This is a genomic window from Streptomyces sp. NPDC015032, assembly GCF_043080425.1.
GTDB lineage: Bacteria > Actinomycetota > Actinomycetes > Streptomycetales > Streptomycetaceae > Streptomyces.
Map to the genome: position 1 here is coordinate 428011 of NZ_JBIBVN010000003.1, position 13966 is coordinate 441976.

Annotated in this window: 4 protein-coding genes; all 4 read left to right on the forward strand. The window is 69.4% G+C overall.

The genetic code is table 11. From position 1 onward, the window contains the following. The first annotated feature begins 20 nt into the window (after window positions 1–20). From ACF08M_RS07725 to ACF08M_RS07740, 4 genes are read left to right on the forward strand one after another with little or no spacing between them, the layout of a single operon-like run. The gene (locus tag ACF08M_RS07725) at window positions 21–9464 is read left to right on the forward strand and encodes an amino acid adenylation domain-containing protein (protein ID WP_392184334.1); all 9444 of its coding nucleotides are present in this window, start codon (window positions 21–23) and stop codon (window positions 9462–9464) included. After that, on the forward strand, window positions 9454–11136 hold the full coding sequence (locus tag ACF08M_RS07730; protein ID WP_392184335.1) for a phytoene desaturase family protein: 1683 nt from the start codon (window positions 9454–9456) through the stop codon (window positions 11134–11136). Before ACF08M_RS07725 ends, ACF08M_RS07730 begins: the two co-directional genes overlap by 11 nt. Next, window positions 11133–12881 (forward strand): phytoene desaturase family protein, encoded by a 1749-nt coding sequence (locus ACF08M_RS07735; RefSeq protein WP_392184336.1) that lies wholly within the window; start codon window positions 11133–11135, stop codon window positions 12879–12881. The genes ACF08M_RS07730 and ACF08M_RS07735 overlap by 4 nt, the downstream gene beginning before the upstream one ends. Further along, complete coding sequence (locus ACF08M_RS07740; protein ID WP_392184337.1) at window positions 12878–13933, forward strand: MDR family NADP-dependent oxidoreductase; 1056 nt, start codon at window positions 12878–12880, stop codon at window positions 13931–13933. The genes ACF08M_RS07735 and ACF08M_RS07740 overlap by 4 nt, the downstream gene beginning before the upstream one ends. Window positions 13934–13966: the final 33 nt, after the last annotated feature.

Genomic DNA, 13966 nt, shown 5'->3' on the forward strand with positions numbered 1-13966 from the left:
ACGACTTGAGGAGTACCACCTTGCCCGACGTGAACAGTGCATCTGTGAGCGACGAAGTAGCGATCATCGGCATGGGCTGCCGACTGCCCGGCGGTGCGTCGGACCACCGCACCTACTGGCAGAACCTCATGGACGGCAAGGACTGCATCACACCGACACCGGCGGACCGCTACGACGTCACGACCCTCGGCAGCAAGTACAAGGAGAAACCGGGACGCCTGATCGGCGGCCGTGGCGGATTCATCGATGGTTTCGACGAGTTCGACCCCGGGTTCTTCGGAATCAGTCCGCGCGAGGCCGACCACATGGACCCTCAGCAGCGCAAGCTGCTGGAGGTGACCTGGGAGGCGCTGGAGGACGGCGGGCAGCGGCCCTCGGAGCTCGCCGGAAGCAATACCGCCGTGTTCGTGGGGGCGTTCACGCTGGATTACAAGATCCTCCAGTTCTCCGATCTGAGTTTCGCCTCACTGGCCGCACACACCGCCACCGGCACCATGATGACGATGGTCTCGAACCGTCTCTCCTACTGCTTCGACTTCCGCGGCCCCAGCCTGTCGATCGACACGGCGTGCAGTTCTTCCCTGGTGGCGGTGCACCTCGCCTGCCAGAGCCTCAACAACCGGGAGACCGACCTCGCACTTGCCGGTGGCGTCCTGCTGCACATGGCTCCGCAGTACACCATCGCCGAGACGAAGGGCGGCTTCCTGTCTCCCGACGGCCGATCACGTACGTTCGACGCCTCGGCCAACGGCTACGTACGGGCCGAAGGCGTGGGCATGGTCGCGTTGAAGCGGCTCGCCGACGCCGTACGCGACGGCGACCCGATCCACGCGGTGATCCTCGGCACGGGGGTCAACCAGGACGGCCGCACCAATGGCATCACCGTGCCCAGCGCGGACGCCCAGGCCGCTCTCATCCAGCGTGTCTGCGCCGGAGCCGGCATCGCACCCGGCTCCTTGCAGTACGTGGAGGCCCACGGCACGTCGACGGCGGTCGGCGACCCGATCGAGGCGAACGCGCTGAGCCGGGCGCTGGCCGTGGGCCGCAGACCCGGTGCCAAGTGCTACGTCGGGTCCGTCAAGACGAACATCGGGCACACCGAAGCGGCAGCGGGCATCGCAGGACTGATCAAGACCGTGCTCTGCCTCAAGCATCGCCGCATCCCGCCCCACATCAACCTGGAACGTATCAACGCAGCCATCGATCAGGAGTCCTCCCCGTACCTGATCCCGACCGAGCCGACCGACTGGCCCGAGCACGAGGGGCCCGCGCGAGCCGGGGTGAATTCGTTCGGCTTCGGCGGTACCAACGCGCATGTCGTGCTGGAGGCGGCACCCGAGCGGGCGGACCGGCGCCCCGCGCTCCGCGAACGGTCCTGGAACGTCCTGCCGCTGACCGCCCGGACCCCGGAGGCCCTGCCGGAGGTGGCGGCGGGCATCCGTCGCGAGCTGGCAGGGTCCCACGGTCCCGGGGTTTCGCTGTCCGACCTCGGGTACACGCTTGCCCGCCGCCGCCAGCACCTCGAGTCACGGCTCTCCGTCGTGTACTCGTCCCGGGACGAACTGGACGAAGGGCTCGCCGCCTTCCTGCGGGGAGAATCTCACCCCCGAGTGGTCCATGGCAGGCAGCTCGACACCGAACAGCGCGGCCTCGTCTGGGTCTTCACCGGTATGGGGCCGCAGTGGTGGGGCATGGGCCGCCAACTGTTCGAGTGCGACGAGGCGTTCCGGGACGCCGTCACCCGGTGCGACATGGTCGTCCGCAAGCTGGCGGGCTGGTCCCTGATCGATGAGATGACGGCCGACGAAGCCGCGTCGCGCATGGGCGAGACGTGGCTCGCGCAGCCGGCCAACTTCGCCGTCCAGGTGGGACTCGCCGCCATGTGGCGCCACTACGGCGTGCGGCCCGACGCCGTGGTCGGTCACAGCACGGGCGAGATCGCCGCCTTCTACGAGGCCGGGGTCTACACCCTGGAGGACGCGGTGAGGGTCGTGCTGCACCGCAGTCGGCTCCAGCAGCGGCTCGACGGTACGGGCACCATGCTCGCCGTGAGTCTCCCCGAGGAGGAGGCGCAGCTCCGGGCGGCCGCGTACGGGGACCGGGTGTCCGTTGCGGCGGTCAACAGCCCCTCGGCGGTCACACTGGCCGGGGACCGGGACGCGTTGGCCGAACTGGCGGAGGGGCTGCGCTCCGAGCAGATCTTCGCCAAGTTCCTGTCGGTCCAGGTCCCGTACCACAGCGTGGCCATGGAAGCGATCAAGGACGAACTGCTGGCCTCGCTGGACGGGCTCGCCCCACGGGCGGCAACGGTTCCGCTGTATCTGACGGGCCAGGAGGGCACGGCGCACGGCGGTGAACTGGACGCCGGGTACTGGTGGAAGAACGTCCGCCACCGCGTCCGCTTCCGTGCGGCCGTGGACCGGCTCGCCGACGACGGGTACGGGCTGTTCCTGGAGATCGGCCCGCATCCGGTGCTCGGTCATTCCATCCGTGAGTGCCTCGACGGCCGGAACGCGGCCGTACACACCGTCGCCTCGATCCGCCGCCAGGAGAACGAACCGGAGCGCTTCGCCGCCTCGCTGGCGGAACTGCACAACTTCGGAGTACCGGTCGCGTGGGACACCCTGCACCCGGTGGGCAGCCCGGTGGCGCTTCCCCGCTACCCATGGAAGCGCGACCGGTACTGGACGGAGCCCGGCCCCGTCGCGCAGGTCCGCCTCGGCCACGCCGTCCACCCACTGCTGGGCCGCCGTACGGCACACACCGAACCGGCCTGGCACACGACACTCGACACGGAGCGGCTGCCCTACCTCGACGACCACCGCATCCAGTCCACCGTGGTCTTTCCGGCGGCCGGGTACTTGGAGATGGCCACACAGGCGGTCCGTTCCCTGACCGGCGGCACGCACGTCGTGCTGACGGATGTCGAATTCCGCAAAGCCCTCTTCCTGCCCGAGGGCGAGGACCGCGCCGTACGCCTGACGCTCTCGCCGCAGAACGCGGCGTTCACGATCGCCTCGGCAGGGGAGACGGAGGGCGACCGGGCGGTGCACGCGAGCGGCGTCGTACGCTCCGGACAGCCGCGCCCGGCCGGCCCCACCGTCGACACCGAGGCCGTCCGGGCCCGCAGCCGCCGCCGGGTGGACGGAGAGGACTGCTACGCGGAGCTGGCCGCCCTGGGCTACCACTACGGTCCCGCGTTCCGTGCCATCGACGAAGTGTGGATCGGTTCCGACGAGGTCCTCGCCCGGCTCAGCCCGCCTGCGGCGCTCGGTGACGACGCGGCCCGGCACCATATCCATCCCGTGCTGCTCGACGCCTGCTTCCAGTCCCTGCTGACGACACAGCTCCTCGACGGGGAAGCGGACCGGAAGACCTCCGGCATCCGCCTGCCCCTGTCCATCGACGAGATGTGCCTCGCCCCGGTCGGAGACCAGCCGATCTGGGTGCATGCCACGGTGACCCGCAGTGACGCGGACGAGCTCGTCGGGAACATCACCGTCCACACGGACAGCGGTGAACCTCTGGGCGGGATCATTGGATTCCGCGCAGCCGACGTGGAGAAGGCACCCACGGCGGTCGGCCTGGGCACGATCGACTCCTGGCTCGCCGAAACCGTCTGGATCGACAGGCCCTTCGACGCGGGCACGGACACGGGCACGGACACCGCACAGGGCGGTCCCGGCACCGATACCGACTGGCTGGTGTTCGCCGACAGCCACGGTGTCGGCGACGCGCTGAGTGCCCTGCTCGTCGCGCGCGGTGTGCGTTGCCACCTGGTGCGTCCCGGGAAGGCGTACCACAGGGCGCGAGACGGAGGGGAGTTCACCGTCGTGCCGGGGTCCGGCCCGGATCTGGAGCGGCTCTTCGCCGACCTGGACGAGGGCGGGAAGCGCGGCCAGGACGGCGGGACGTCCTTCGGCACCGTTGTGCATCTGTGGAACCTCGACCTGCCGCACCTCACCGAGGCCGCAGGGCAGGACGTCGTACGGCACAGCGAAACCGGGGCGTATTCACTGATCGCGCTCGCCCGCACACTGCTCCGGCGCGGGGCCGGCGGCCGGCTGCACATCGTGACCCGCGGCGCGCAGTGCGTCGAGTCCGGCGAGAGCGTCGAGCCTCTGGGGGCGCCGGCTTGGGGAGTCGGCCGGGTGCTCAGGCACCAGGAGCTGCTCTCCCATCGCGGAAAGCTGATCGACCTGGATCCCGGCCGGCAGGGGGACGAGGGACTCCGAGCCGACGCGCAGGCGCTGCTGCGCGAGGCACTCACCGACGACGAGGAGGAGATCGCGCTGCGCGGCACCGGCCGCCTCACCAGCAGGGTGCGGCGGGCCGAGGGGCTGACGCGCCCCCTTCCACTGCGCCTGCGCGCCGACGGCGGCTACCTGGTCACCGGGGCCTTCGGAGCACTCGGCCGGCTCCTCTGCCGGACGCTCGTACGACGTGGGGCGCGCAGTCTGATCCTCATCGGACGCACCGCGCTGCCGGAGCGGTCCGCCTGGCGCGGACTCGACCCCGCCACGGCCCAGGGCCGTGCCGTCGCCTTCGTCAGGGAACTGGAGGCGCTCGGCGCCCGGATCGTCCTGGCACCGCTCGACATCACCGATGAGACCGCGTTCACGGCCTGGCTCGACGCCCACCGCCTCACCGACCCGCTGCCGGTCCGCGGGGTGTTCCACCTGGCCGGTCAGGTCCGCGACACACTCGTCACGGACATGGACCACCGCACGTTCGCCGAGGCCCACGACCCCAAGGCCGTCGGCGCGTATCTGCTGCACCGGCATCTGCGGGACGAACCGCTCGACCACTTCGTGCTGTTCGCCTCGATCGCCTCCCTGCTGACGACGGCCGGTCAGACCAACTACGCGGCCGGGAACGCGTTCCTGGACGCGCTGGCCCAGCACCGTCGCGCGCTCGGACTGCCGGGACTCAGCATCGACTGGGGACCGTGGGCCACCGGCATGATCGAAGAGCTCGGACTCGTCGACCACTACCTCCACAGCCGTGGGATGAGCTCGCTCGCACCGGACGTCGGCATGGCGGTGCTGGAACGCGTCATCGGCCAGGACCGGGCCCAGTTGCTCGTCGCGACGGTCGTCGACTGGCCGGTGTTCCAGTCCTGGTACGCCTCCCCTCCCTCGCTGGTCGCCGAACTCGCGGCGGCGGCCTCCGACGGAACGGCCGACGCGGGCACGCGCGACGGCATCGTCGACATCTTCCGCAGGGCGGACGCGGCGGAGCGCCTGGCCCTGGTGGCCCGACGGTTCACCGCGGTGGCCGCCTCGGTGCTGCGGACGAGCCCCGAGCAGATCGATCCGCACGCGGGCCTCAACGCGCTGGGGCTCGACTCGCTCCTGGCGATGGAGCTGCGTGCCCGGCTCGGTTCCGAACTCGGTATCGCCCCGCCCGTGGTGGCTCTGCTGAGCGGCACCCCGGTCGTCGAACTGGTCACACAGCTCCACGACGGTCTGGCCGAAGCGGTGGCGTTCGAACCCGGAGGTGACGACAAGGCGGCGGTGGAGGTCTTCGAGGACGAGCTCCGCCATCCGCTGACGCAGAACCAGAAGGCCCTGTGGTTCCTCAGGCAGCTCAACCCCGAGGGCTACGCATACAACATCGGCGGCGCGGTCGAGGTCCGCGTCGCCCTCGACCCCGACCTGATGTTCGAAGCCGTCCGCTGCCTGGTCGCACGTCATCCCGCGCTGCGCACCAACTTCCTCACGGTGGACGGCCTGCCGTTGCAGCAGGTGTCGTCCGACCGGAGCCCGGACCTCGCGCTGTTCGACGTGCAGGACCAGGAATGGGAGGACATCCACCGGACGATCGTGGCCGAATACCGCAAGCCGTACGACCTCGAACGCGACCCGCTGTTCCGCTTCCGCCTCTTCAAACGCGGCCACGACCGCTGGGTGATCATGAAGGCGGTCCACCACATCGTCTCGGATGCGATCTCCACGTTCACCTTCATCGAGGAGCTCCTCGCGGTCTACGAGGGACTGCGCCAGGGCCATGAGCCCTCGCTGCCGCCCGTCACCGCGCGCTACCTGGACTTCCTCAACGCGCAGAACCGCTTCCTGGGCGGTCCCGCGGCACAGCGCATGCTCGACTACTGGCGTTCCCAGCTGCCGGACGAGGTGCCGGTCCTGGAACTGCCCGTCGACAAACCCCGGCCGGCCGTGCAGACGAACAACGGGGCCTCGGAGTTCTTCGCACTGGACACGGCTCTCACCGCTCGCGTGCACGCCCTGGCCCGCGAGCACGACGTGACCCCGTTCATGGTGCTGCTCAGTGCCTACTACGTGCTGCTCCAGCGCTACTCCGGGCAGGACCAAGTCATCGTGGGCAGCCCGGTGACCGGCCGGATCCAGCAGGAGTTCGCCTCCGTCTACGGCTACTTCGTCAACCCGCTCCCGCTGCACGCGGACCTGTCCGGCGAGCCGTCGGTCGCCCAGCTGCTGCAACAGGTCCGTACGACCGTGCTGGGAGGCCTCGACAACCAGGAGTATCCGTTCGTCCTGCTGGTGGACGAACTGGGGCTCCAGCACGATCCCAGCCGTTCCGCGGTGTTCCAGGCCATGTTCATCCTGCTGACCCACCAGGTCGCCACCGAGAAATACGGCTACCGGCTCGAATACATCGAACTGCCCGAAGAAGAAGGGCAGTTCGACGTCACCCTGTCCGTCTACGAGGACGAGGCGGAGCACCGGTTCCACTGCGTCCTGAAATACAACACCGACCTCTTTCTGCCCGAGACCATGCGGCGGATGGCATCGCACTACACCACCCTGCTCGACAGCATGACCAGGGCACCGGCCGACTACCCCGTCACCCGGCTGGAGATGCTGGGCGCCCAGGAGCGCGAGCGGCTGGTCGGCGAGTGGAGCGGCGCCGCGCGCACCGCCCTGCCGCCCGGAGCGGGGGAGCACGAGGCGGATCGTGTCCGGCCCGTGCACCAGCTGATCAGCGAGGTTGCCGCCCGCTGCCCGGACGCGATCGCCGTCACGGCCCCGTCGTGCCGTGGGACGGCCCTCCGGCTGACGTACGCGGAACTGGACCGCCGTGCCGGGGAACTGGCGCAGCGGCTGCGCCGGCTGGGGACCGGTCCCGGTTGCGTGGTGGCGCTCTGCCTGGACAAGTCGCCCGACCTCGTCGTAGCCCTCCTCGCGGTGCTCAAGGCCGGTGGCGCCTACCTCCCCCTCCCGCCCGACCACCCGGCCGACCGTGTCGCCCACACCGTGCGGACCGCGGGTGCCGGCCTCCTCGTCGTCGCGGACGAGACCTCCCGGGACCGGATGGCAGGGATTGCGGCAGAGACGCTGACCCTACGGGAACTCTACGAGGCGGAGCCCGCGACGGACGGCCGACGGTCGCCCGCGGCCGGACCGGACGACCCGGCGGGCCTGGACTCGCCCGCGTACATCATCCACACCTCCGGCTCGACCGGGCACCCCAAGGCCGTGCAGGTCAGCCACCGCAACCTCGCCTCGGCGTACGGAGCCTGGCTCCAGGAGTACCGGCTGGACCGTGACGTGCGGGTGCACCTGCAGATGGCGGCCCCGTCGTTCGACGTCTTCACCGGTGATCTGGTGCGCGCGCTGTGCTCCGGCGGCAATCTGGTGCTCGTCGACCGCGATCTCCTCTTCGACACCGAACGCCTCTACAGGACCATGCGCGAGGAGCGGGTCGACTGCGCGGAGTTCGTCCCCGCCGTCGTACGCGGACTCATGGACCACTGCGGACGGGAGGGCCTGCGGCTGGACTTCATGCGTCTGCTGGTCGTCGGGTCCGACGCATGGAAGACCGGGGAGTACCGACGGCTGCGCGACCTGTGCGGACCGCACACCCGCCTGATCAATTCCTACGGGGTCACCGAGGCCACCATCGACAGCGCCTTCTTCGAAGGACCCGTCGACGACCTGGAACCCGGCCGCACCGTGCCGATCGGGCGGCCCTTGAACAACAGCACGCTCCATGTGCTCGACCGGCACGGCGAGCCGGTGCCGCCCGGTGTACCGGGCGAACTGTGGATCGGCGGCGACGGCGTCGCGCTCGGCTACGCGGGCGACCCCGAGCAGACGGCCCGGCGTTTCGTGACCCGGACGATGAGCCGGGAGCCGGGCGCCGAACCCGTACGCCTCTACCGGAGCGGCGACGCGGCCTGCTGGGACGCCGACGGCCGGGTCCATCTGCTCGGGCGGGTGGACGACCAGGTCAAGCTCCGCGGCCACCGGATCGAGATCGGCGAGATCGAGACCCACCTCGCCCAGTGGCCCCAGCTGGCCCGGGCGGTCGTCACCGTGCGCCCCGACGCCCGGGGGGAGGACGTGCTCTGCGCCTACTGCGTGCCGGCGGACGGGACAGCGCTCGACCAGCGCGCGCTGCGACGGCGCCTCGCGGAACTGCTGCCCGCCTACATGGTTCCCTCGCACTTCGTCGCAGTGCCGGAACTGCCGCTGACCGCCAACGGGAAGGTCGACGTCGCCGCCCTCCCGACGCCCCGCTTCGACGCCGACGACGAACCGGAGGAGGTGCTCGGCACACCGTTCGAAATGAGCATGGCCCGGCACTGGAAGGAGATGCTGGGCCTGGAGCGGGTCGGCCTGACACACGAGTTCTTCGAGGCCGGAGGCAGCTCCATCAAGCTGATCGAGCTGATCCACCGGCTGCGCCAGGAGTTCGGCGTGGGAATCCCCGTCAGCCTGCTGTACCGGGTCACGACCCTGCACGGGATGGCCGCGACGGTGGAACGACTCGCCACCGGCGGCGTCTCGGACGATCTGCCCTTCCTGAGCTTCAACAGCGACCGGGACCCGACGGTGTTCTGCTTCCCCCCGGCGGGCGGCCACGGACTCGTCTACCGGGCCTTCGCCGCGCAGCTGCCCTTGTACCGGCTGATCGCCTTCAACTACGTCCCGGGCGAGAACAAGGTGGCCCGCTACGCCGACCACATCGAGTCCCTGCGACCCGAGGGCCGATGCCTGCTGCTCGGCTACTCCCTCGGCGGCAACCTCGCGTTCGAGGTGGCCAAGGAGCTCGAAGCCCGGGGACGCGAGGTCGACCACGTGATCGTCCTGGACTCGCACCGCATCCTGGAGCCCTACGTCCCCGGCCCCGAACACCTCGAGATCTTCGAGGCGGAACTGGCCGAACACCTCCGGAAGCACACCGGGTCGGAGATCGTCGCCCGCGAAACCCTGGACCACGCAGCGGAATACCTGGCGTTCTGCGGACGCACACCGAACCTCGGCACGGTTTCCGCCACCGTCAGCGTGGTCACGGACGAGGAGAAGACCGCGCTCTACACCGAGGGCGCACGCGGCACCTGGCACGGAAGCTCCACCACGGCCACAGCCCTCCTGCGCGGCTCCGGAATCCACGCGGACATGCTCGACCCCAAGCACGTGGCCCGCAACGCCGAGCTGGTGCGCGGCATCCTCCAGGAGGGCGGCGCCGATGGCCGGTGACACGGACGATCCGTGGAGCGCCGGCGGACGGGACGCGGACGGCAGACCCCGGGTCATCGTGATCGGTGCCGGCGTCGCCGGAATGTCCACCGGCGCTTACGCGCAGATGAACGGAATGCGGTCCCGCATCTTCGAGAAGCACGTGCTGCCCGGGGGCTGCTGCACAGCATGGTCGCGCGACGGCTACATCTTCGACTACTGCATCGAGTGGCTGATCGGCACCGCCGACGGCAACGACGCCCACCAGGTGTGGCGTGAACTGGGGGCGCTCGACGGCAAGACCATCACCAACTTCGAGATGTTCAACCGAGTCGTCGACGAGGCCGGCCGGTCGGTGGTCTTCTACAACGACCCGGACCGGCTGGAGCGCCACCTGCTCGGCCTCTCGCCCGCCGACGCCCGGCTGATCCGCTCGTTCTGCCGGGACCTGAGGCGATTCATCGCCATCGACCTGTATCCGTTCCTGACCGCCCCGGCCCTGCGGACCGTGCGCGAGAGGGCCGAGACGCTCCGCACCGTCCTGCCCGCGTTCCGGCTGTTCTGGCGTACGGCTTCGACACCGATGCACGAGTTCGCCGACCGCTTCCAGGACCCGTTGCTGCGCCGGGCGTTCCGCAACATCTTCTTCCAGGACCCGGAGGGCTTCCCGCTGCTCCCGTACCTGTTCAACATGGCCAGCGCCCACCACCACAACGCCGGCTTCCCACAAGGAGGTTCACTGGGCCTGGCACGTTCGATCGAGGAGCGGTACACGACGCTGGGCGGTGAGATCGACTACCGGGCACGGGTCGAACGGATCCTCGTCGAGGACGGACGCGCCGTCGGTATCGAACTGCGCAACGGCAGGCGATACTACGCCGACCATGTCGTCTCGGCCTGCGACGGCCACACGACGATCCACGGTCTCCTGCAGGGCAGGTACACCGGGCCCCGGATCGACAAGCTGTACGACGACCTGCTGCACCGACCGGGTGCTCTCTTCCCCGCGGTGGTCTCGGCCTTCGTCGGGGTCCGGGGCGACCTTGGGCCCGACCGGGCGCACAGCACCACGTATCTGCTCCCTCCCGAGGACGCCGCCCGGTTGCCCGGCGCACTCCAGAACAGTCTGGTGGTCCAGTTGCGCTCCCACTACTCCGACGGATTCGCCCCGCCCGGAAGATCGGTGGTCCACTGCACCTACTTCAGCGACTTCGCCTACTGGAAAGCACTGCGTTCCGCCGACCGCAAGGAGTACCGGGCGCAGAAGCACCGAGTCGCCGGCTTCGTCAGAGACTTCCTGGAGCGCCGACTGCCGGGCACGGCCGAACGCATCGAACTCGTCGATGTCGCCTCCCCGGCGACCACCCGGCGGTACACGGGCAACCACGACGGCTCCATCCTCGCCTGGAAGGCGTTCTCCGAGGCCGACGACATCGCGGCCAAGCTCGTCGGCAAGGACCGCATGCGCCTGCCCGGCCTGCGGGGATTCTCCATGGCCGGGCAGTGGGTCGGTATGGGCGGTCTGATCCGCGCCGCGTCGACCGGCCGCTTCGTCATCCAGTACCTCTGCGACGAGCTGGGACGCGGGTTCACGGCCTCCGAGAGCCCGGGCGGCGAACCCTGGCACCCCGGAAAGCTGGGCCGGCTGCCTCAGCTCGACAGATGGTCCGCGCGCGGGGACTCCCGCACATGAACACCGAGGAGAGCAGGTTCGTGTCGCCTTCCGAACGGGAGTCGTTGATCATCATCGGCGCCGGGCTCGGCGGTCTGTCCACCGGCTGCTACGCCCGGATGAACGGCTACCGCACGCACATCCTGGAGATGCATGAACTGCCGGGCGGCTGCTGCACGGCATGGGACCGCGGGGACTTCACCCTGGATCCCTGTGTCAGCTGGCTCCTCGGCAGCGGACCCGGCAACGAGATGCACCAGATCTGGCTGGAGCTGGGTGCGTTGCAGGGCAAGGAGGTACGGCACTTCGATGTGTTCAACGTCGTGCGCGGCCGGTGCGGCCGGGCCGTGTACTTCTACTCCGATCCCGACCGGCTCCAGGCACATCTGACCGAGCTCTCGCCCGTCGACTCCGCCCTGATCCGGGACTTCTGCAAGCAGCTGAGGGTGTTCCGCAAGTGCCTCGCCGTCTATCCGTTCCTCAAACCGGTCGGGTTGATGTCCATGCCCGAACGCTGGCGCATGCTGGCGTCCTTCGTCCCCTATTTCAATGCCGTGCGCAAGACCATCGGCGTACTGATGACCGACTACTCGGCGAGGTTCAAGGATCCCCTGCTGCGGGAGGCGTTCAACTTCATCCTGTTCGAGAAGCACCCGGCGTTCCCGGTACTGCCGTTCCACTTCCAACTCGCTTCGCATGCCAACCTCTCCGCGGGCGTCCCCGAGGGCGGATCGCTCGGGCTGGCCGAGTCGATCGAGCGGCGCTACCGCAGACTCGGCGGCGAAGTGACCTACAACGCCAAGGTCGAAGAGGTACTGGTCGAGGACGACCGGGCGGTCGGGGTCCGGCTGAGCGACGGGCGCGAACTGCGCGCCGACATTGTCGTCTCGGCCTGTGACGGCCGTACCACCATGATGGATCTGCTCGGCGGCCGCTACCTCAACGAGGCGTACCGCCGTCTGTACACGAAGACCATCCGTGAACCCGGCATGGTCTTCCCCGGATACTTCACGCTCTTCCTCGGCCTGCGCCGTGACTTCCCCGACGCAGATCCCTGCACGACCTATCTGCTCGATGCATCGGAAGCGGCCGAACTCACCGGCATCCGCCACCCCAGCATCAACGTCCAGTTCCGCAGCAGGTACTACCCGGAACTCTCTCCCCAGGGCACGAGCATCGCGTACGTCACCTACTTCTGCGACATCGCCCCCTGGCGGGCCCTCGACGAAGGACCGGAGCAGGTGACCCGGACCCGTGGCGGCCAGGAACTGCACACACTGCCGGTACGCCACGGCCGCGGGTACTACACGGCCAAACGGCGGGCCCGCGACGCACTCGTGGCATTCCTGGAACGGCGCCACCCCGGCATCACGGACGCGATCGCCGTGCGTGATGTGTCGAGCCCGCTCACACAGGTCCGCTACACCGGCAACTACGACGGCACCGTCCTCGGCTGGCAGCCGTTCGTGGAGAGCGGGGAGACGCTGGAGACGCTCATCAAGAAGCACGGCCCCGGCCTGCCGGGACTGCGGAATTTCTACCAGTCCGGCGTATGGGCGACGACAGGCGGCCTGATCCGTGCGGCGGCGGCGGGCCGGCACGTCATGCAGTTCATCTGCAGGGACGACGGCCGGACGTTCACGGCGTCCGTCGACGAGAGCGGGCCGCCCCCGACCCACCTCGTCGTCCCGGTGGGGCCCCGACCGGACGCGCGGCCCGTCATGCAGAGCCGTTCGTCCTCCGTCGAGCGAGAGGGAACACGATGAGAACCAGGAAATGGGTGGTCCGTGAGCACGTCGAGGGGGTCCCCGACATCGAGAGGATCTACGGGCTCGTCGAGGAGGAGCTCGATGTCGACCTGGCCCCGGACGAGATGCTGTTGAGGACACGCTACGTCTCGGTGGACCCCTACCTTCAGGGCATCGCGCTGGACACCCCTCTCGGCGCGCACATGGGAGCCGACTCGATCATGGAGGTGCTGGAAGCCGGACCGCGGGCGGCTCATCGCCCCGGTGATCTGGTACAGGGATTCGGCGGCTGGCGCACCCATCTCGTCAGCAGCGGAGCGGCGACCCCCTGGCAGACGGGTACGTTCCCCATGGTCTTCCCGGCCTTCCGCCGCCTGGAGCCCCACTGGTACGACGACGCGCTTCCGCTCCCCACCGCGCTGAGCGTCATGGGCGGACCCGGAATGACCGCCTGGGGCACTCTGACGAAGTTCCTGACGGTGAGCTCCGGGGACACGGTGGTGATCAGTGGCGCCTCCGGCTCCGTGGGTTCGCTGGTCGGCCAGCTGGCCAAGCTCGCGGGGGCCCGGGTGGTCGGCACCACGTCGACGGCGGCGAAGGCGCAGTACCTCGACGAGCTGGGATTCGACGCGGTGGTCGTCTACCGCCACGGGGACAGCTGCGAATCCGTGCGAGAAGCACTCACCTGGGTGGCACCGGACGGAATCGACAAGTACTTCGACAATCTGGGCGGCACCGTGACCGATGCCGTGTTCTCCATGCTCAACATCGACAGTCAGGTGGCCGTGTGCTGGCAGTGGGCCACCCAGGTCGGCCGGGACACCGTCGGGCCGCGCCTGCTGCCGTACATCATGTTCCCGCGGGCAACCGTGCGCGGCATCTTCTCCCTGGAGTGGTTCACCGAGGAGAACTGGCGCGCGCTCCACGACGAGCTGGGCGGCAAGGTCCGGCGGGGCGAGGTCCGTTGCGGTCACACCCTCCACCACGGCTTCGAGAACATCCCGGAGGCCTATCGGAGCCTCTACCACGACAGGGGAGCCAGCCGGGGAAAGGTGCTGGTCGAACTCTGACCGCACGCTGCCCCCGCAGCCCCCCGATCGCCC

Coding starts and splice junctions, on each gene's coding strand:
- ACF08M_RS07730 (WP_392184335.1), top strand. CDS start 9,454: ATGGCCGGTGACACGGACGATCCGTGGAGCGCCGGCGGACGGGACGCG.
- ACF08M_RS07735 (WP_392184336.1), top strand. CDS start 11,133: ATGAACACCGAGGAGAGCAGGTTCGTGTCGCCTTCCGAACGGGAGTCG.
- ACF08M_RS07740 (WP_392184337.1), top strand. CDS start 12,878: ATGAGAACCAGGAAATGGGTGGTCCGTGAGCACGTCGAGGGGGTCCCC.